Below are 19,815 nucleotides of genomic sequence, written 5' to 3'. Positions count from 1 at the left end.
AAATATTGTTAAAAAAAGATTTTGCCAATATGTTATGATGTTTATCTGCACCAAAAATCTTTGTTGACAGCATCTTTTTTTTTGCTAATAAACGTTGCGGTTAATTTTATTAAGGAAGCAACTACCCTAAAATAGAAGATTTAATTAAACAAATCGATATGAAAAAAGTAATTCTTTTGCTACTGTTTTTTTCTTCTCTAAGCAGCTTTTCACAAAGAGTTCAAGGTAGACGAACAGTTGGAGTACATCAATTAGATGCTCGTTTTACATTTTCGGTCGAGAAATATTGGTCAGGTATGGCGGATGCCGAAAGCTACTATTTTTATGTTCAAAATAATACTTCGCAAGAGTATAAGATGGAAATAGAAGTAACCCTGACACTTGGCTGTGGTGTTGGTACTAAGACTTATAAATTAGGGATTAATAGGATTGTTTATTTGGAGCCCAATGGTCAGTTCACTCCCGATGATGATTGGGTACATTCTTATATGATAACCTCAGATCGAGAACAACAAAAACAATGTTTAATTCAAGAAGGAGATACCTATACTTTATTTAGAGGAATGAGCTGGAGACTTTCGAATATTGTGAACCTAACGGAGGAGAAAGCTCAAAAAGAAGCTGCAGCCAAGAAGAAAAAAGAAGATGAAGAACGTGCAAGATTAGAACGTGAAGCCGCTGCCAAAAAGAAAAAAGAAGATGAGGAACGAGCTCGTTTAGAACGCGAAGCAACCGAAAAGAAGAAAAGAGAAGAGGAAGAAAAAGCCCGACAAGCTAAAGCTACAGCTACAGAAAAACAAAACAGTCAAGGAAATAATAGCACAGGTTCTGGAGGTTCGGGATCTTATTCGAGTTCGCCTTCACCCTCAGTCAATACAGCAGCTCAAAACCGTCAATCAGAACTAGAACGGCAAAAGCAATTGCAGATAGAAAAAAACGAGGAAATAAAAAGGCAACAGCAAATTGCCCAAGAACAAGCCGAACAAAAGCGACAACAACAGTTTGAAGAAATGCAGGCCAAACTAGCTGAAAATCGTAGAAAAACAGAAGCACTTAATGTTGCGTCACAAGAAACTATGAACCAGTGGAGTCAGGGAAATTATTTGCAAGGTAGTACTGCTTTGGTCAATGAATATGCTGCACAAGGGAATTCAGATGCTGCATTGACAACATTGGCAGTTGGAACTGGACTCGAAATTATTAATATGATTGGCGAGGAAAAAAGAAGAAAAGAAGAAGCCGAAGAGCGACGAGCCGAACAAGCCCGACGAGCCGAAGAAGAACGGAGAAGACTTGCCGAAATTGAAGCTGAAAAACAGCGAATTTTGGATGAACAAAAAAGAGAATTCAATCTTTTAGTCGAAGAAAATCGTCAAATCAAGAAAAGCGTGATACGCAAAAGAGATGAGTTCTTGAACGAAGAAATAAAGCACACTCCAACTTTTGACATTTTTTCGGAAGATGAGTCACCTCTCTATATATTTTATGTACAAACAGATAAGGATTACAATCAATATTATGAAAATGTATCTTTTCCTAGTGTGATCGAAATCAGTATCAACGAGAATGCCTCCCTGCATTTTTCCCCAATTATCGCCATTAGTCCAAATTCAAGTGGAGAATATCCTTTTATCAAAGAAATGCTTTCGGAAATAAAATCCAAATATGTTGATGTCGAAAAAGGAAAACATAAAATATACAATTGGTCAAGAAATTTGGAAGAAATACAAACTATATATAATCAGGAAGCAAACGTAGCAAGACAGTCCTATTTTACTGTAGTTTTTCCTGAAGAAGCATTTATAAACCATTCGGATAAAAATAAAAAAACGGAAGAGGAAGACGGAGGAATTGATTATTGGGGTGGCGAATCGAATAGTGCTAAAGAAATCCCAAAAGAAGCCAAAGAGCCGGCCAAAAAAGATGAAAAAGAAGAAGAGATTGATTATTGGAGTACACCATCAAAATAGGAAAAATAATTTTTTATAGTAATTAAATACCCATCAAAAACATAAATATCATGAAAAACACTCAGAAATCATTTATCGTAATTTTGTTCTTAATCTTATGTAATTACAGTTTTGGACAGAATCTTACTTTGGCTAAAGCCTATTATACAAAAGCTAGAGAAGCTTTTGAGAATAACAATTATCAACAAACAATAGATTATTTAAACAGTGCAAAAACTGAATTCGGAACAACTAATCCCGATATCCTTTACCTTGAAATACAGTCTAGATTCAATTTGGATAAAAAAGATACTATAATCGAGACCTTGTCTAAAGAATTTATAGAAAAGGCGAATAAAAATGACAAGGAGAGAATTAGTAAGGTCAGTATTATTGCCGTTGAACACAGGGAGGCACTAGATGCAGCAATCAAAAAAGAAGAAGATGCCTATCAATATGCATTGAATAATTCTAATGTAGAAACAATTAGGTCTTTTTTGAAGCAATATCCAGCGAACCCTAAAAATGGAACATTGAACGATTTGCTGATTCAAAAAGAAGAAGAAACTTATAAAGAAGCCATAACTTCGAATCAAGTTGGCAAATATGAAAATTATCAGCAAAAATTTCCAAACGGAAAATACAAAGAAGAGGTTGTCCAAAAATTGGCAGTTGCCAAAGAAAAAGCTGCTTATGATTTGATATTAAGTAATAAAGACGCTTCAACAGCTCAACGTTATTTATCCCAATATCCTGATGGAAAATATAAAAATGAAGCAAAAGATATTCTGGAAGAAATATTATTCAGAGAAGGAAATGAATATTTTGAAAACGATGATTTAACCAATGCAAAGTATAAATTCGATACCTACAAAGAAACTTTGCCTGAAGGAAAGAACCGATTAGAAGTAGACAAAAAATTAGCCCAAATCGAAAAGAAAATGAACAAGCAAGCCACGGTTGACAACAGGACTACGGCAAACTATTTCATGCTAACGGCTACTACAAACGAAGCTTTTGGTTTTGAATTTGGTCGCGTTAGCTTAAAAGGTCTGTCAACTTATTTTAATTTGGCAGGAAATGCCGATGTTTTTAGTCTAAAAATGGGTGAGGCTGTCGCCGAAATAGAATCGCTAGAGGATGCACCAGATGATTATAAAAATCCTTTTTTAACAGCAAGCTTTGGTTTTACATTTAAGATTGCCTATCCAGTTTGGTTTTACGTGGGTGGGGGAGTTCGATACCAAGAATTTTTTGCCGAAGATGCAGATGATGAAGTAGTTTTATTTGAGGTTAAAGAAGAAAAGAATTTCTCATTTTTTCCTGAAGCTGGTCTAAAACTTAAAATAGGTAAAGCAATCGTCTTGAAAGCAGGAACACAATATATGGATGAGGAATTCTCCTATCAGTTCGGGATTGGAATTCAAACAAGAAATTGGAAATAAATTCCATAAATTAAATCATTATAAAACAGTAAAAATGCCTCTCAGCTGAGAGGCATTTTTATTATATTCTAGCAACATCCAAAACTTTATTTAGAGATTGCTTATATTTGTAGAACGAAAAGAAGAAGCATGGAAGTTACAATCAAAATAAACGAAAAAACCAAAGCAGGGAAAACCTTCAAATCCTTGTTGGAATTATTTGTGCAAGAACACAAAGGAGTTGAAATTGTTGAAAATAAAAGTCCATATAAACCTGAATTTGTTGAAATGGTTAAGAAAGCTGCTAAAAGCAAAAACCGCACAACCATAAATCCAGAGAATGTATGGGAAAGTTTATAATTGAATTAACGGATACTGCCAAAGAACATCTTCGATCACACAAAGAAAGCCGGAAATAAAGCTACAATTAAAAAAATCGATTTGATACTAATGGATTTGTCCAATCATCCATTTGAAGGTGTCGGTCAACCAGAACCTTTAAAGTATGAACTTGCCGGATTTTGGTCCCGCAGAATTAATCAAAAAGATAGAATCATTTATTCTGTAAATGAAAATACAGTTCTTGTTGAGGTCATTTCGGCAATAGGACATTATTCTGATAAATAAATTTATAAATCACACTTGAACCCAGACCAACAAAAACTCATCAAACTCGCTCATACTAAAATGCCCTTCGGTAAATACGAAGGTTGGCACCTAATTGATATTCCAGAATATTACATTGTTTGGTACAGTAACAAGGGTTTTCCAAAAGGGGAACTTGGCCAGCAACTGCAACTTATCTACGAATTAAAATTGAATGGATTGGAAGACTTAATCCGAAACATCAAAAAGCAATATCCAAAACCGATATAATGAGATAATTTGAAAATTATGTAATCTGAAAATATCTTTCAGTAGTATAATTATCAAATCAACAAATTATCAAATTACCAAATCAACATAATCGAATTTAATTCGTACTTTTGCCACGTTTTTTACACAACTACAACAAACAACTACACAATGAATCAGACAAAATATATTTTTGTTACAGGCGGTGTGACATCTTCCTTAGGTAAAGGAATTATCGCAGCTTCTTTAGCAAAATTATTGCAAGCCAGAGGTTACAGAACTACTATTCAAAAATTTGACCCTTATATCAACGTCGATCCAGGGACATTAAACCCTTATGAACACGGAGAATGTTATGTAACGGATGATGGGGCCGAAACCGATTTGGATTTAGGACACTACGAAAGATTTCTAAACGTTCCTACATCTCAAGCCAACAATGTTACCACTGGAAGAGTATATCTTTCGGTAATCGAAAAGGAAAGAAGAGGAGAATTTCTTGGAAAAACAGTACAGGTAGTACCGCACATTACCAACGAAATCAAGGACAGAATGCAATTGTTGGGCAACACCGGCGAGTTTGACATCGTGATTACCGAAATAGGAGGAACCGTAGGTGATATCGAATCATTGCCTTACATCGAGTCCGTTCGTCAATTGGTGTGGGAATTAGGTGAAAACAACGGAATTGTAATCCATTTGACACTTGTTCCATTTTTGGCTGCAGCTGGAGAATTGAAAACAAAACCAACACAACATTCCGTTAAAACATTAATGGAAAGCGGTATAAAAGCTGATATTTTGGTTTGCAGAACAGAACACGAACTTTCAGACGAATTACGCCAGAAACTAGCCTTGTTTTGCAACGTTAAACGTGAAGCTGTGATACAATCTATCGATGCTTCAACCATTTATGAAGTGCCAAACCTAATGCTTGAAGAAGGATTGGATATCGTGGCACTGAAAAAGCTTGATTTGCCTAAAAAAGCAACTCCGGATTTAAAAAACTGGAATGTATTTTTACACAGATTAAAAAACCCAAAACATATCGTAAATATCGGTTTGATTGGGAAATACGTAGAATTACAGGATTCATATAAGTCAATTCTCGAAGCATTTATTCATGCAGGTGCGGCAAACGAAACTAAAGTAAATGTAGTTTCCGTGCATTCAGAGTACATCGATGCATCAAATGTGGCTCAAAAATTTGAAGGACTTGATGGAATTCTAGTCGCTCCAGGTTTTGGCGAAAGAGGAATCGAAGGAAAAATCGAAGCCGTTCGTTATGCACGTGAAAATAATATTCCGTTTTTTGGAATCTGTCTAGGGATGCAAATGGCTGTAATTGAGTATTCAAGAAACGTTCTTGGACTGTCAGATGCCAATTCAACCGAAATGAACATGGGAACATCGCATCCAGTTATCGATCTCATGGAAGAACAAAAAACCATCACAGACAAAGGCGGGACAATGCGTCTTGGAGCTTGGAAATGCGACATCAAGGAAAATACCTTGGCACATAAAATATACAAGAATGTAACAATTCTAGAAAGACACCGTCATAGATATGAGTTCAATGGCGAATATTTGGAGAAACTAGAAAATGCAGGCTTAAAAGCTTCTGGAATAAATCCTGATACAGGCTTGGTAGAAATCATCGAAATCGAGAAACATCCGTTTTTCATCGGCGTTCAATACCACCCAGAATACAAGAGCACAGTTGCCAATCCGCATCCACTTTTCGTGAATTTCGTAGCAGCAACCGTAAAAGCAAAGCAGAAGTAGTAGAAAATTAAGGAGCGAAACAGTAGGCATTTTGGGAAGCCATATTCCTGCCTTCCTTCCAAATCTTTTTGTTTTTAAAGAAAAAACAAAAAGGATTTTCCCTCCAGTCAGGGCTAGATAAAAATCCATTCTCGTTTTCAGAATGGTTTCAAAAAACTAAGAATCAAGTTCTCATTTTTTTTAATGAAGCTTAATTTCTTAAATGGTTCAAAAACAAAACGTTTAACGTTTTCAAAAATAAAAGTTTCCCATCAAAAACAGGAAACTTCATATAAGTGAAACAAAAATAAAAATGGAAGAAAAAAAGTTTGACCTCAATTCGATAATTGGGTTTGCATTAATTTTTGGAATCTTGGCTTGGATGATGTTCCAAAACCAACCTTCAGAAAAAGAACTTGCCGAGAAAAAAGCAAAGCAAGAACAAATAGACAAAGAAGCAAAAAACAAAGAAGCAGCAACAGTTCAGACAGCTCCTGCTATCATTGCCGATTCAACTGTAGCCGATTCTGCACAACTTGCAAAATTAAAAGGTTCTCTTGGAAACTTTGCCTATTCCGCAACTCTTCCATCAGCAAAAAATGATTTCACAACCATTCAAAACGATTTGCTTTCGCTTAAGATTGCGAATAAAGGTGGATACATTGTGGATGCAACCGTAAAAAACTTCGAACAATTTGAAAAAGGCTCAGGTAGTTTGGTAAAAATCATCAAGGACAATAACGCAAGTTTAAACTTGAAATTGCAAACCCAAGACAACCGTTCTTTGGATACCAAAAACTTATTTTTCGAACCAACTTTAACAAAAGAAGGTGAGAATCAAGTCTTGACAATGCGTTTAAAATCAAGTCCAAGTGCTTTCTTGGAATACCGTTATGTACTGAAACCAAATGAGTATATGCTCGATTTTTCGGTTCGTACTCAAGGTATGAATTCCGTTTTAAACACTTCTAAACCAATCGATTTGGAATGGAATTTAAAAACCTACAGAAATGAGAAAAGTGTAACCTACGAAAACCGTTATGCCGAAATCGTTTTTGAATACGAAGACGGAAAAGACGATTATACGGGACAAAGCGGATTAGCCGAAGAAAATCCTTCGGATGTAACCTATGTAGCATTCAAACAGCATTTCTTTACCTCAATTTTATTAACTGATACACCTTTTGCAACAGCAAAATTAACATCAGAAAATTTAGTAAAAGACGAAGAAATTGATACGGTTTTTACCAAAGATTTTAAAGCAGTTTTGCCTTTGGCTTTCAAGGGTGGAGAAGTGAACTACAATATGAACTGGTATTATGGTCCTTCGGATTATAAAATATTAAACGATTACAAGAGAAACCTTGATGAGGTAATTCCTTTAGGCTGGGGAATCTTCGGATGGATCAACCGTTATGTGTTTATTCCAACCTATGATTTCTTGAGTTCTTTTATCGGTTCTTTCGGAATCGTGATTATTGTGTTTACGATTTTAGTTCGTTTGGTAATGTCGCCAATAACCTATAAATCATATCTTTCTCAGGCTAAAATGAAAGTTTTACGTCCAGAAATTGCTGAATTGGGAGAGAAGTTCAAGAATGACCCAATGAAAAAGCAACAGGAGACCATGAAACTTTACAACAAAGCAGGGGTAAACCCGATGGCAGGATGTTTGCCAGCTTTGATGCAAATTCCAGTTTTCTATGCCTTATTCCAGTTTTTCCCATCAGCAATCGATTTGAGGCAAAAAAGTTTCCTTTGGGCAAACGATTTATCTTCTTTTGATTCGGTTTTGAATTTGCCCTTCTATATTCCATTCTACGGAAACCACGTGAGTTTGTTCCCTATTTTGGCTTCAATCGCCATCTTTTTCTACATGAAAATGACAACGGGAGACCAGCAAATGTCGGCTCCACAACAAGAAGGAATGCCAGATATGGGGAAAATTATGAAAGTAATGATCTATATTTCGCCTTTGATGATGTTGTTTTTCTTCAATAACTACGCTTCTGGATTGAGTTTGTACTACTTTATTTCAAACACAATTACAATCGGAATTATGCTTGTAATTAAAAATTACATCGTAGATGAAAAGAAAATTCACGCTCAAATTCAGGAAAATAAGGCAAAGCCAAAAGCTGAAGGAAAATTCCAAAAGAAAATGAGAGAAATGATGGAACAAGCCGAAGCTCAAAAAGCCCAAAAAGGTAAGTAATATCAATATGTATTCTATAAAAACAAAAAGCATCCGCCAAAAACGGATGCTTTTTTAATTAAACAAAACGAAATGAAAAAACTATTTTTATGAACCTGGTAATATAACTTTATCAATAGCATGAACAACACCATTTGAGGCTTGAACATCAGTTGCAATAATCAAACTGATTCTATCATTTGCATCTCTAATTTGAGGTCCAGAATTTGGCAATTCAACGGTGAAATTACCTCCTTGAAAAGTTGTTACAGATTGATTATTAGTCAATGATGAAGATAAAACATTAGCTCCAGCAACAACATGATATTTCAATGTGTTTTCCAAAACGGCTTGGGGAACATCTGCTAGAGAAGACAATTCCAATTCAGCCAATAAATCAACAAAAGCGTCATCAGTTGGTGCAAAAACAGTAAAAGGAGAACTTGCTGTTCCAGATAAAATTCCAACAAAGTCTGGCTGATCATTACGGGTTAAGGCTTGCACTAAGATTCCAAAGCTCGGATTTGCAATGGCATGGTTTACAATTGTTGGCAATCCAATTACGCCATTTACAACGTGAATAACTCCATTACTTGCTTCAATATCTGCAGTTGTAACAGTAGCTCCACCATTTGTAGTTCCTCCATTAAGCACAACACCATTTGTTGTATTGATAAACATACTTAGCGTGTTAGAAGTTGACGCACTACCTTTTCCTAGGGTTTTTACATAACCTGTGCTAAGTGATCCCGATAAATTTTCACCCGAAACCACATGGTTGAGTAAAACTTCTTTCAAGACAGGAGTTGGAACAGCATCTAAATTTGCAAATCCATTTGCAGAAAGAAAAGAGTTAAAAGCTGCATTTGTTGGAGCAAAAACAGTAAATGGTCCATCACCATCTAGAGTTGAAACTAAATCGGCTTTTGTCAAGGCTTCAACCAAGATACTGAAATCTGGATTTGAAACTGCAATGTCAACAATTGTTTGTTCTGGATCTACAATGTCTGCCGGACTGTCGGCATCGCCATCACAAGAAGTTAGAAATAGTGCCGTCAAGGCAATAAATCCTAAGTTTTTAAATTTGGTTAATCTTTTCATGTTTATGTGAATTTTAAGGTTTATCAAATTTAAAAAGAAATATTTTTGTTTAATAATTGGTTTAAAAAGTTAAACAAAAAATTATTATTTGTTTAATTTTAAAATTCCTTTCTGCATCTTATTCTGTAATTTGGGAAACTTGAAAAGTGCTATGATCTATATGATCCATGCCTTTTTACATAACCGATCAATGTTTATTAAATAAAAATTTATATTAAACAACAAAAGCCAGCTTTTGGCTGGCTTTTGTTTAAAGTAAAGTAAAGTAAAATTATATTTTATTCATTACAGATACTACGATATCGCCATCTTCTTCAGTAGCAGTAGTGGTTACAGTATTATTATTGTTTGAAAATACAGTGGTGAATTCTAAAGCATAAGGAGAAATTTGTCCGTTAATATAAAAATTAACCTTATAAGAGTTGGTTGCCACATTAACCCACTTTGTTTCAATGGTTAATCCAGGTTCGTTAGGATCATTTAGAATACATTCACCATTAACAAGGTCATAATCTAGCGATAGAAAAACCCCATCGTTTTTAAACTCGGCTTCTTCTTGTAAATCACAAGAATCCAATGTTAATGCAACACCGTTTTCGGTAGCACTCATTTGTTTCCATTTTCCAATGATAGGATCACCACCGGTTTCATCTCCTTCGCTATCGCTGCTACAAGAGAATGAAAAACTTGCTATTAAAAGCACACTTAATAATTTTGTAATTGTTTTCATGATTTGTTTTTGATTAAATTAATAATGTAAAAGTAGAAGAAGGAGATATGTTAATAAATACGACAAATGCCTTATTCTCATACGATTTAATCGAAAGCTTCGTTTTATGATCAATAGTTCTAAAAGGTTTAATTTAAAGTATAAATTTGCAGTTCAAAAAAAGGATAGATATGAAGTTCATAAAACAAGTTATGATGTGTGTTTTTTTACTAACACTGTCGCAAATAAAGGCTCAAACGGAATTTAATAAAACGGATGCTAACGGAAAAAAGCACGGTTTGTGGAAAGGAGTTCATGAGGAATCAAAAAGGCCCCGATATGAAGGAACTTTTGAACATGGAGTAGAAGTGGGTATATTCAAGTATTTTGATGATACAAATGCTCAATCCGTGATTGCTACTCGTGAATTTAGTGAAAAAGGAAAAGTTGCCTACACGATCGTATACGACAGAAAAAATAATATTGTATCTGAAGGGAAAACAATAAACCGAGTAAATGAAGGTGTTTGGAAATACTACCATAAGGAATCTAAACAGCTAATGACCGAAGAAGTATATGTGAAAGGCGAATTGACAGGTTTGCGAAAAGTATATTTTATCGACGGAAAAATTGCTGAAGAAACCCAATATGCAAACGGCAAAAAAAATGGTTTATCTAAAATTTATACCACAAATGGAACCATAATTGAAGAAACCAATTATAAAAATGGAGTATATGAAGGTCCGGCAATTTTTAGAGATCCAAATGGAAGTGTTGCTTCGCAAGGAAATTTTAAAAATGGGGCAAAACATGGAACTTGGAAATTTTTCGTAAATGGGAAATTAAAAAAAGAAGAAAAATATCCGAAGAAAATAAAATTCGAGAAAAGAACAGACGTCCCAAAACAATAGTTTTGGGATTTTTTTTAGGCCGACTATTGGCATATAAATAATTACAATCGCCTTAACTTTCAAAACAAATATTTAGTATTACTTTTGCACTCTAAAAGTATTTTAAGATGAAACGTGTTGTCGTAGGACTTTCTGGTGGTGTAGATTCGAGTGTTGCAGCCTATCTGTTGCAGCAGCAGGGTTATGAAGTGATTGGTCTTTTTATGAAGAACTGGCACGATGATTCGGTTACCATTTCTACCGAGTGCCCTTGGCTTGAAGACAGTAACGATGCACTTTTAGTTGCGGAAAAACTTGGAATTCCGTTTCAAACGGTTGATTTAAGTGAACAATACAAAGAGAAAATCGTTGACTACATGTTCAACGAATATGAAAAAGGTAGAACACCAAATCCGGATGTCTTGTGCAACCGAGAAATAAAGTTTGATGTTTTCATGAAAATTGCCTTGGATCTTGGAGCTGATTTTGTCGCAACCGGACATTATTGTCGAAAAGGCGAAATCGAAGTTGATGGAAAGCCTGTTTACCAACTTTTAGCAGGTGTAGATGGTAACAAGGATCAATCGTATTTTTTATGTCAATTATCACAAGAACAATTGTCGAAAGCGTTATTTCCTATTGGGGAATTGACCAAGCCAGAAGTTAGAAAGATAGCATCGGAAATGGAACTGATAACTGCCGAAAAAAGAGATTCCCAAGGTTTATGCTTTATAGGGAAAGTACGTTTGCCGGAATTTTTACAGCAAAAACTGCAACCAAAAGAAGGTGTGATAGTTCAGATTGATAAAAATGACACGATTTACAAACAAGATAAACCCGAAAATGTTTCGGAACAAGCAGTTTTAGAGTTTGAAGCTCAAAGTTTGCCTTACACTCCAAGTATGGGAAAAGTTGTTGGAAAGCATCAAGGAGCTCATTATTTTACAAATGGTCAACGAAAAGGACTTGGAGTAGGCGGAACAACCGAACCACTTTTTATAATCGCTACAGATGTAGAAACGAATACGGTTTACACAGGATTGGGAAGCGAACATCCTGGATTGTTTAAGAAAGCATTGTTTGTAGAGCAATCAGAAGTGCATTGGATTCGTCAGGATTTAGAGCTAAAGGCAGGAGAAAAAATGGAAGTGATGGCGAGAATTCGTTACCGTCAACCTTTGCAAAAAGCAACATTGCATCAATTTGATAACGGAATGTATGTGGCTTTTGAAGAACCACAATCTGCCATTACCGAAGGTCAATTTGTTTCTTGGCACATTGGTGACGAATTAATTGGTTCAGGCGTTATTTCTTAAATCAAAATTATAAAGAATAAAAAAAATCCGAGTTTGCTAAAATGCTAATTCGGATTTTTTGTTTTTTCTACAATAATCAATTCATTGTGTTGTTCGACTCTTGGGATTTTTCGAACTACAAATTCCTTTTTATTAAAAGCGGATACATACTTCTCATTCCGAATGTTATCGCTTTCCTTCAAACACATTGTATTGAATAGGATGAAACCCTTTTCTTTCAGAAGAAATCCAATTCTGTTGATGAAAAATTCTTCAAACAAGAAATTTGGCATCATCGTGTCTTGGAAAATATCGATGATAATCAAATCATATCTTTCTTTGGTTTTAAGGACAAATTCGAAAGCATCATCAATCACAATTTTTAAATTCTGAATTTCGTTCAGCTGAAAATATTCATTTGCAAGAGCTATAACCGAAGAATCGATCTCGACACCTGTAATCTTACCCTCAAACTTAATTTCATTAGCCAGCGTCTTGATAACGCTTCCACCAGCCACACCAAGCACGAGAATGTGTTCCATTTCGACGATTTTACTGAAACCGATAATCTGGAGTCCTTTTCTGAGAATTCGTTGCAAACTCCCATAGGAATAGTTGGTGTTGGCCGAATCCAAAACGAGCTCGCCATTTGCCCAGGTAACTTCTAATGATTTGCTAAAGGCAGATTTTTTTTTGAGAATATTTATAGGAAGGATATAGCTGAAGATTCTTTTGAGCATTTAGCGATTTTTTACCAAAAATAAACGAATAATATTATTTTTACATAAATGTTTTATGAAATGAAGCGAAAAATTTATGAATGGATATTTTTCAAACTGATGGGATGGAAAATCATTGGCAAAATGGATTCCAGTATTAAGAAAAGTATAATGATTGTTGTACCTCACACCAGTTGGCATGATTTCTACATTGGTTTGTTTGCTAGAGGGATTATCGACTTGGAAATGAATTATGTAGCCAAAAAAGAGCTTTTTGTGTTTCCCTTTGGAGCCTATTTTCGATGGATGGGAGGAGCTCCGCTGGATCGTTCAGGTGGAAAGAATATTGTAGATGGTATCGCTTCGATATTTAATTCAAGAGCTGTTTTTCGTCTCGCTATCGCTCCCGAAGGAACCCGTAAAAAAGTAACCGAATGGAAAACCGGATTCTATTATATCGCTTTGAAGGCAAAAGTACCCATTATTCCAATAGCTTTTGATTATGGCAAGAAGCAGGTCGTTTTGAATGAACCTTATTTATCCAACAGGAAATATAGAATCCGATTTCGATATTTTAGAAAACAATTTTAAAGGTGTTATTGGAAAAGTTCCAGAAAATAGTTTTTGAGACAAAACCAAAAGAAAAGATTTATCGTAAGTAATTGTATCGCAGGGAAAAATTGCTAAAAATAAATTTTTGTGTTTTGTTTTATTTGGTTTTGAAAGCCTCAATTCAAATTTGGATAGAGGCTTTCATATTTCTAGGAAGGATCAAAATCTTTAAAAGTTCCGTCTTTATAAAAAACAACAATCTTGAAAATTTCCGAATCGGTTTTTGAAATTTGAAAATGATCAGGTTTATTTTTCGAAATTATGGCTTCCGATTCTGATCTATTATTTTTTTCCGAAGAAAGATCTTGGGATAAGATAGGAGTGTGGAGGTTTTCGTTTTTGGCTTTATTTTTTTCTGAAAAATCAGTTTCACTTTTTACCAAGTTCCCTTTTCCATTCAAAATCCAATAGAGATTTACCTCTGGAAAAATGTCCATTATTTTCAAAACAAAATCCAAACTCGGTTTATTTCTTCCTGAAAGCAAATGTGAAATACTGGAACGTTGTACCCCAATCTTATCGGCAAATGAAGAAGCATTCATGCCAAAATGTTCCATTAGAATTTCGAGCCTTTTGATGAAATCGTCTGTGTTTACCATTGTAAAATACAAGTTTTGATAATGTTGTTACAAATGTAAATATTAATCTTTACTAAATCAATTTTACAATTGTAAATAGATCAGAATAGGTTCGAAAACAATAAATTTTTACTTCATATAAAATACTTTAAAATACTGAATAATAATATTTTAATTATAAAAATTTAAAATTTATTTATTTTAGAATCTTTATTGAGTTTCTACTAGATAATTAATGAACAGGAGTGTTTACAAAATTGAATTTTAAATAAAAACACTACGGTTACAGTTGTAAATGCAAAGATGTTTACTTTTGTAACAGCAAAAAACGACACATGGATTACGAAAAAATATTTAGTCAAAATAAACAAGATAAAATTAAAGGTCGGTATATTACTTTGGAACATATCGAACCATTATTGCAAAAATTAAATACCAATAATCAGCTTCAGCTAATTGGAAAATCGGTTTTGGAACAACCTATTTATTCGTATCAAATTGGAAATGGGAAAACAAAAATTTTGCTGTGGTCACAAATGCATGGAAATGAAAGTACGACTACAAAGGCTTTGATTGATTTTTTGAATTTTTTAAATAGTAAATCAGAAACAGCAAATCAGTTATTGGAATTTTTTACATTCTATTCTATTCCGATGCTAAATCCGGATGGAGCGAAATTATATACACGTGAAAATGCCAATAAGGTCGATTTGAATAGAGATTCTCAAAATTTAACCCAACCAGAAAGCAATATTCTTCGAAAGATATATGAAGAATTCAAACCTGATTTTTGCTATAATCTTCACGATCAAAGAACAATTTTTGGAGTTTCAGATACTGGAAAACCGGCAACAGTTTCCTTTTTGTCTCCTTCTTATAATGAAGAACGAGCTATAAATGAAGACAGAATCAAGGCTATAAATATAATTGTTAGAATGAACGAAGTTCTTCAGCAATATATTCCAGGTCAGGTAGGTAGGTTTGATGACAGCTTTAATATCAATTGTATAGGGGACACTTTTCAAAGCCTTGGAACACCAACAATTTTGTTTGAGGCTGGACATTTTCAAGGGGACTATGAAAGGGAAGAAACTCGAAAATTTATATTTTTTGCATTATTATCAGGATTCATTGCGATTTACGAAAACGTTATAGTTGATAATGAAATTATAGATTATATAAATATTCCTCAAAATAATCCTAATTTTTTTGATTTTGTTTATAGAAATGTCAGAATAAATTATGATAGTTCAGAAATTATCACGAATTTTGCTGCTCAATACAAGGAAGAATTAATTGATAATAAAATCTTTTTTAACGCTTTTGTTGTTAAAATAGGCGATTTAGAGGATAATTTCGGACATTTCGAGTATGATGCAAAAGAACAAATGTATTCAGATTCAAATAAAAATATTCCGAATTTGAATCAAAAAGCCGACTTTTATCTAGGTAAAAACGTTGAAATTGTTAATGGTTTGGTAAAATTATAATCAAACGTGCTTTTTATTGAAAAATATTTAATCTCTTTGGCTTGTAAAAATTAAAAAAAGCAAAACAAAATAAAAATTAAGACTATGAGCAAGTTTCGTTTAGATGAGGTAGATCACCAAATTTTGGATATGTTGATTGACAACACAAGAGTTCCGTTTACAGATATAGCAAAAAAATTATTAATTTCTGCTGGAACGGTTCATGTGAGAGTTAAGAAAATGGAAGATGCTGGTATTATAATGGGGTCTTCATTAACGCTTGATTATGAAAAACTAGGTTATTCTTTTATAGCTTATGTTGGGGTTTTCCTTAATAACACTTCACAAACTAAATTTGTTTTAGAGCGAATTAATGATATTCCGTTTGTAACAGTTGCACACGTAACGACAGGAAAATTCAATATTTTCTGTAAAATTAGAGCGAAAGATACGAAGCATGCTAAAGATGTAATCTTCATGATCGACGACATTGAAGGCGTATACAGAACTGAAACTATGATTTCGCTTGAAGAAAGTATCAACGATAAAAAGCGTTTGATGCATACGATCTTCAAAAACATGTAAGCAATCGTTATCGTAAATATTTAGGACCTCAAGTGAAAGCTTGGGGTTTTTTTATTAATTTAAAGCCAAATTAAAAAATGATGTATACACCCCCAAAAATTGAACGTTTCAATCAAAACGTGCTCTCGAAATATCATATATACAACAGTGTTTTTATTACTTTGCCATTTGATGCAATTGATAATACAGGAGTTTTATTGCCTTTATTTGCAGACGTTTGCGAAACGGGCTTTAAAAAAGGCTGGAATCCAAATCAGATTTTTGAGCATTTTTCAGAAAAATATCTCGATGATCAAACGGAAGGAAATAAAATAAGTTTGATGTTTCGCTTTATCCAATATGTCGAACGCCAAGTGGTGCTTTTTGATGCTATTGAAGATGCGGCTTTTCCGGTAGTAAATAACTTGGAAGGCAAAGGTTCGTTGCGGTACATAAAAGAAAGAGCTGATTCTGAGGATGTTTTAAGCGAATTAAAGTCGCTTTTGCAGGATTTTAGCGTGAGAACTGTATTGACGGCTCATCCAACACAGTTCTATCCTGGTTCCGTTTTAGGTATTATTACTGATTTAACCGATGCAATTCGTGAAAATGATCTCATAAAAATCAAGCAACTGTTGTCGCAACTCGGTAAAACGCCATTTATCAAGAAAGAAAAGCCAACACCTTTTGATGAGGCTGTAAGTTTGATCTGGTACCTTGAAAATGTGTTCTATCAAACGGCAGGCGAAATGGTTCATTACCTTCAGAATAATATTTTCAAAGGAGAAGAAGTTAGCAATCCCATCATCAATTTTGGGTTTTGGCCAGGTGGAGACCGTGATGGAAATCCGTTTGTTACAAATGAAATTACTTTGAAGGTTGCGGATCGGTTGAGGACTTCTATTTTGAAGTGTTATTACAATGATATTAGAGATTTAAAAAGAAAGCTAACTTTTTATAATGTAGATAGTTTGATAACAGAAATTGAAGCGAAGCTTTATCGTTCTGTTTTTTATTCTACTGGTGAAATTTTTATCACTTTAGATGAGTTCAAGTCTAAATTAGAAGCTATTAAAACGATTATTATAAACGAACATCAGTCGCTTTATTTGGATAATCTTGAAGCTTTGATAAATAAAGTGAATCTGTTTGGCTTCTATTTTGCAACTTTGGATATTCGTCAAAACAGTAAAATCCATGATGCTGTTTTTGCTGATATCGTGAAGCAAGATTCCGAAAACAAGACTCCGATATTTCCTCAAAATTATTCGAATCTTCCGGAAGAAGAAAAAATAAAAGCCTTAGGTTTAATAAAAGCCAATTTGAATCCAGATGATTTTGAAGGGGAAACGCAGTCTACTTTAAGTTCTATTCAGGCCCTTAAAACGATTCAGGAAAGAAATGGAGAATTCGGATCAAACCGATACATCATTAGTAATAATGAGAGTGCCTTGCATGTAATTGAAACGCTATCGTTTTTCAAGTTGTCTGGCTGGGAAAATCCATCGGTTGATATTGTTCCGCTCTTTGAAGTAATTGATGATTTAAAGAATGCTTATAAAATCATGGAGCAGTTGTATCTGGATCCAAATTATGCAGAGCATTTAAAAAACCGAGGAAACAAACAAACCGTGATGCTTGGTTTTTCGGACGGAACCAAAGACGGAGGCTATTTAATGGCAAATTGGAGTATATATAAGGCAAAACAAACCATAAGTGCTATTTCACGAAAATATGGCGTAAAAGTCGTTTTCTTTGACGGTAGAGGTGGTCCTCCGGCTCGTGGAGGAGGAAAAACACATAAGTTTTATGCTTCACTTGGTCCGGAAATTGAAAACAATGAAATTCAAGTTACGATACAAGGGCAAACGATAAGTTCTAATTTCGGTACAATGGATTCGTGCCGATTCAATCTGGAAAACCTTTTAACCGCTGGAGTTGCCAATCAGTTATTTGATAGAAACAAGAATAAGCTTTCGGAAACTGAAATTCAAATCATGGATGAATTATCTGAAATAGGGTATAAAAAATACATGGATTTTAAAAATCATCCCAAGTTTATCCCTTATTTGGAGCAAATGAGTACATTGAAGTATTATGCAAAAGCCAATATTGGAAGCCGTCCTGCGAAAAGAAACAAATCTGAAAAGCTTGATTTTTCGGCTTTGAGAGCGATTCCATTTGTGGGTTCGTGGAGTCAATTGAAGCAGAATGTTCCTGGATTTTTTGGGGTTGGTTCGGCTTTGAAACATTTTGAAGAAACCAATCAATGGGATAAAATAAAAAGTTTGTATGATCATTCATTGTTCTTCAAGACGCTTTTGGAAAACAGTATGATGTCATTGGCAAAATCCTTTTTGCCCTTGACGGCTTATATGAAAGACGATGCTGAATTTGGAGAATTCTGGCAAATCATCTCAGAAGAATTTAATGAAACGAAACGTCTTTTATTGAAAATTGCAGGGCATAAAGAGTTGATGGAAAATTATCCTGATGGTAAAGCATCAATTTCAATGAGAGAACATATCGTATTGCCGCTCTTGGTAATACAACAATATGCTTTGCTAAAAATAAAGGATTTGAATAAAGAAGAGCATCCCAATCAACAACTAATTACTGTGTATGAAAAAATTGTCATACGTTCTCTTTTTGGAAACACAAACGCTAGTAGAAACTCAGCATAAATTTTTTATCGAATGAAAATCACACAACTTTCGTCAAATGAATATGCATCATTTTATGCAAATTATATCAATAAAGTAACCGATGAATATACGTTAATCGAGGAGCTTGAAATTTCGGTTCACCGATTGATTAAGTTTGTTCAAAATATCCCAATGGATAAATATGATTATCGTTATGCTGAAGGAAAATGGACAATTAAAGACATTTTGCAACACCTGATCGATTCCGAACGAATTTTTGCTTACAGGGCTTTGCGATTCGCTAGAAATGATAAAACGGAATTGCCGGGCTTCAATGAAGATGATTTTGCAGCTATAGCTAATGGAGCAAATCGAAGTATCATGGATTTATTGACAGAATTATCAGTTGTAAGGCAATCAACATTATCGCTTTTTAAGAATTTTGATGATGAACAATTGTTGAGAAGCGGAATAGCTTCCAATAATAATATGTCGGTTCGTGCCTTAGGCTTCGTTATTATAGGTCATCAGAACCATCATCAGCAGGTTTTTCAGGAAAGATATTTGTAGTTATTTTAAAACCTCCGACCAAAGTTGCAATTTCTTCTCAAAAGCAACAGTATTTGCAGGACTCGTTGAAGGCATGACATGATAGGTTATGCCTTCAATTTGTCCGAATTTCTTCATAAAATATTTGTGGCTTTCCTTTCCGTTGAAAAGAATTCTTTTGATTTTTGGATATTCTGAAAATAAAGAATCGAAGTCATTTTCGATATGATTCTTGATGTGAATGTCCAGACTTCCTTTTCTTTCGCAATGTTGCAAAACATCCCATAAAGCAATTTTATTTTTTATCAGAAGATTTGCTTTTTGTGGAAAAGCTTCAGGAACAGGAAGTTTATCAAATATTGAAAACATTATTTTCCAAAAAGCATTTTGAGCATAGCCATAGTATTCCTGTTTCACAAGTGAAGTTACTCCAGGCATTGTTCCTAGAATTAAGGTTTCGGCATTTTTGTCAATAATAGGAGGAAAGGAACTTATCAT

At 34.2% G+C, this 19,815-nt stretch carries 18 protein-coding genes and 1 pseudogene; 14 read left to right on the top strand and 5 right to left on the bottom strand.

The features are described 5' to 3' along the window. Positions 1 to 158: 158 nt before the first annotated feature. From G508_RS0109750 to yidC, 7 genes are all read left to right on the top strand, one after another. Positions 159 to 1,970, top strand: coding sequence for a hypothetical protein (locus G508_RS0109750; protein ID WP_026705138.1), 1,812 nt, complete (start codon positions 159 to 161; stop codon positions 1,968 to 1,970). A 50-nt stretch (positions 1,971 to 2,020) separates the two neighbouring features. Continuing rightward, the gene (locus tag G508_RS0109745; protein WP_026705137.1) at positions 2,021 to 3,394 is read left to right on the top strand and encodes an outer membrane protein assembly factor BamD; all 1,374 of its coding nucleotides are present in this window, start codon (positions 2,021 to 2,023) and stop codon (positions 3,392 to 3,394) included. A gap of 129 nt (positions 3,395 to 3,523) precedes the next feature. Next, a complete protein-coding gene (locus G508_RS0109740; protein ID WP_026705136.1) occupies positions 3,524 to 3,733 on the top strand; it encodes a DUF2683 family protein in 210 nt (69 codons plus the stop codon). Positions 3,734 to 3,823: 90 nt separating this feature from the next. After that, a complete protein-coding gene (locus G508_RS20405; RefSeq protein ID WP_084625955.1) occupies positions 3,824 to 4,000 on the top strand; it encodes a Txe/YoeB family addiction module toxin in 177 nt (58 codons plus the stop codon). 15 nt (positions 4,001 to 4,015) lie between these two features. Then, complete coding sequence (locus G508_RS0109730) at positions 4,016 to 4,249, top strand: DUF3820 family protein (RefSeq protein WP_026705134.1); 234 nt, start codon at positions 4,016 to 4,018, stop codon at positions 4,247 to 4,249. 150 nt (positions 4,250 to 4,399) lie between these two features. Further along, positions 4,400 to 6,013, top strand: coding sequence for a CTP synthase (locus G508_RS0109725; RefSeq protein WP_026705133.1), 1,614 nt, complete (start codon positions 4,400 to 4,402; stop codon positions 6,011 to 6,013). A gap of 292 nt (positions 6,014 to 6,305) precedes the next feature. Beyond that, positions 6,306 to 8,207, top strand: coding sequence for a membrane protein insertase YidC (gene yidC / locus G508_RS0109710; protein ID WP_026705132.1), 1,902 nt, complete (start codon positions 6,306 to 6,308; stop codon positions 8,205 to 8,207). Positions 8,208 to 8,294: 87 nt separating this feature from the next. On the opposite strand, the gene G508_RS0109705 is transcribed toward yidC, so the two are convergent. Continuing rightward, the gene (locus G508_RS0109705) at positions 8,295 to 9,287 is read right to left on the bottom strand and encodes a fasciclin domain-containing protein (protein ID WP_026705131.1); all 993 of its coding nucleotides are present in this window, start codon (positions 9,285 to 9,287) and stop codon (positions 8,295 to 8,297) included. A gap of 271 nt (positions 9,288 to 9,558) precedes the next feature. Then, positions 9,559 to 10,017, bottom strand: a complete 459-nt coding sequence (locus G508_RS0109700) for a hypothetical protein (protein ID WP_026705130.1) — start codon at positions 10,015 to 10,017, stop codon at positions 9,559 to 9,561. A gap of 170 nt (positions 10,018 to 10,187) precedes the next feature. Between G508_RS0109700 and G508_RS0109695 the strand changes: the two genes are divergently transcribed. Further along, a complete protein-coding gene (locus G508_RS0109695) occupies positions 10,188 to 10,907 on the top strand; it encodes a toxin-antitoxin system YwqK family antitoxin (RefSeq protein WP_035694507.1) in 720 nt (239 codons plus the stop codon). A 107-nt stretch (positions 10,908 to 11,014) separates the two neighbouring features. Further along, complete coding sequence (mnmA, locus tag G508_RS0109690; RefSeq protein WP_026705128.1) at positions 11,015 to 12,202, top strand: tRNA 2-thiouridine(34) synthase MnmA; 1,188 nt, start codon at positions 11,015 to 11,017, stop codon at positions 12,200 to 12,202. A gap of 44 nt (positions 12,203 to 12,246) precedes the next feature. Here the strand turns inward: mnmA and G508_RS0109685 are convergent, their stop codons facing one another. After that, positions 12,247 to 12,921 (bottom strand): spermidine synthase, encoded by a 675-nt coding sequence (locus G508_RS0109685; RefSeq protein WP_026705127.1) that lies wholly within the window; start codon positions 12,919 to 12,921, stop codon positions 12,247 to 12,249. A gap of 60 nt (positions 12,922 to 12,981) precedes the next feature. Here G508_RS0109685 and G508_RS18815 point away from each other — a divergent pair. Continuing rightward, positions 12,982 to 13,528, top strand: a pseudogene (locus G508_RS18815) (1-acyl-sn-glycerol-3-phosphate acyltransferase). 133 nt (positions 13,529 to 13,661) lie between these two features. On the opposite strand, the gene G508_RS0109675 reads toward G508_RS18815, so the two are convergent. After that, the gene (locus G508_RS0109675; RefSeq protein ID WP_026705126.1) at positions 13,662 to 14,111 is read right to left on the bottom strand and encodes a helix-turn-helix domain-containing protein; all 450 of its coding nucleotides are present in this window, start codon (positions 14,109 to 14,111) and stop codon (positions 13,662 to 13,664) included. A 314-nt stretch (positions 14,112 to 14,425) separates the two neighbouring features. Here G508_RS0109675 and G508_RS0109670 point away from each other — a divergent pair, with 314 nt between their 5' ends. From G508_RS0109670 to G508_RS0109655, 4 genes are all read left to right on the top strand, one after another. Further along, positions 14,426 to 15,580: a M14 family metallopeptidase gene (locus G508_RS0109670; RefSeq protein WP_026705125.1), complete on the top strand. Its 1,155-nt coding sequence runs from the start codon at positions 14,426 to 14,428 to the stop codon at positions 15,578 to 15,580. Between the two features lie 84 nt (positions 15,581 to 15,664). Next, complete coding sequence (locus G508_RS0109665) at positions 15,665 to 16,144, top strand: Lrp/AsnC family transcriptional regulator (protein WP_026705124.1); 480 nt, start codon at positions 15,665 to 15,667, stop codon at positions 16,142 to 16,144. An 80-nt stretch (positions 16,145 to 16,224) separates the two neighbouring features. Next, complete coding sequence (locus G508_RS0109660) at positions 16,225 to 18,807, top strand: phosphoenolpyruvate carboxylase (protein WP_026705123.1); 2,583 nt, start codon at positions 16,225 to 16,227, stop codon at positions 18,805 to 18,807. A 12-nt stretch (positions 18,808 to 18,819) separates the two neighbouring features. Next, positions 18,820 to 19,338: a DinB family protein gene (locus tag G508_RS0109655; RefSeq protein ID WP_026705122.1), complete on the top strand. Its 519-nt coding sequence runs from the start codon at positions 18,820 to 18,822 to the stop codon at positions 19,336 to 19,338. On the opposite strand, the gene G508_RS0109650 is transcribed toward G508_RS0109655, so the two are convergent. Continuing rightward, complete coding sequence (locus G508_RS0109650; protein ID WP_026705121.1) at positions 19,339 to 19,815, bottom strand: DNA-deoxyinosine glycosylase; 477 nt, start codon at positions 19,813 to 19,815, stop codon at positions 19,339 to 19,341. It abuts the gene before it with no gap.

It is taken from the genome of Flavobacterium soli DSM 19725 (assembly GCF_000422705.1).
GTDB classification, from domain to species: domain Bacteria; phylum Bacteroidota; class Bacteroidia; order Flavobacteriales; family Flavobacteriaceae; genus Flavobacterium; species Flavobacterium soli.
The sequence above is the reverse complement of the archived record's forward strand: the minus strand, read 5'-3'. Positions and strand labels throughout refer to the sequence as shown.

What these genes read in the sequence shown, in the direction of transcription:
- G508_RS0109750 (WP_026705138.1), top strand. Translation starts at nt 159, where the DNA reads ATGAAAAAAGTAATTCTTTTGCTACTGTTTTTTTCTTCTCTAAGCAGC.
- G508_RS0109745 (WP_026705137.1), top strand. Translation starts at nt 2,021, where the DNA reads ATGAAAAACACTCAGAAATCATTTATCGTAATTTTGTTCTTAATCTTA.
- G508_RS0109740 (WP_026705136.1), top strand. Translation starts at nt 3,524, where the DNA reads ATGGAAGTTACAATCAAAATAAACGAAAAAACCAAAGCAGGGAAAACC.
- G508_RS20405 (WP_084625955.1), top strand. Translation starts at nt 3,824, where the DNA reads ATGGATTTGTCCAATCATCCATTTGAAGGTGTCGGTCAACCAGAACCT.
- G508_RS0109725 (WP_026705133.1), top strand. Translation starts at nt 4,400, where the DNA reads ATGAATCAGACAAAATATATTTTTGTTACAGGCGGTGTGACATCTTCC.
- yidC (WP_026705132.1), top strand. Translation starts at nt 6,306, where the DNA reads ATGGAAGAAAAAAAGTTTGACCTCAATTCGATAATTGGGTTTGCATTA.
- G508_RS0109705 (WP_026705131.1), bottom strand. Translation starts at nt 9,287, where the DNA reads ATGAAAAGATTAACCAAATTTAAAAACTTAGGATTTATTGCCTTGACG.
- G508_RS0109700 (WP_026705130.1), bottom strand. Translation starts at nt 10,017, where the DNA reads ATGAAAACAATTACAAAATTATTAAGTGTGCTTTTAATAGCAAGTTTT.
- G508_RS0109695 (WP_035694507.1), top strand. Translation starts at nt 10,188, where the DNA reads ATGAAGTTCATAAAACAAGTTATGATGTGTGTTTTTTTACTAACACTG.
- mnmA (WP_026705128.1), top strand. Translation starts at nt 11,015, where the DNA reads ATGAAACGTGTTGTCGTAGGACTTTCTGGTGGTGTAGATTCGAGTGTT.
- G508_RS0109685 (WP_026705127.1), bottom strand. Translation starts at nt 12,921, where the DNA reads ATGCTCAAAAGAATCTTCAGCTATATCCTTCCTATAAATATTCTCAAA.
- G508_RS0109675 (WP_026705126.1), bottom strand. Translation starts at nt 14,111, where the DNA reads ATGGTAAACACAGACGATTTCATCAAAAGGCTCGAAATTCTAATGGAA.
- G508_RS0109670 (WP_026705125.1), top strand. Translation starts at nt 14,426, where the DNA reads ATGGATTACGAAAAAATATTTAGTCAAAATAAACAAGATAAAATTAAA.
- G508_RS0109665 (WP_026705124.1), top strand. Translation starts at nt 15,665, where the DNA reads ATGAGCAAGTTTCGTTTAGATGAGGTAGATCACCAAATTTTGGATATG.
- G508_RS0109660 (WP_026705123.1), top strand. Translation starts at nt 16,225, where the DNA reads ATGTATACACCCCCAAAAATTGAACGTTTCAATCAAAACGTGCTCTCG.
- G508_RS0109655 (WP_026705122.1), top strand. Translation starts at nt 18,820, where the DNA reads ATGAAAATCACACAACTTTCGTCAAATGAATATGCATCATTTTATGCA.
- G508_RS0109650 (WP_026705121.1), bottom strand. Translation starts at nt 19,815, where the DNA reads ATGATAAGTTCCTTTCCTCCTATTATTGACAAAAATGCCGAAACCTTA.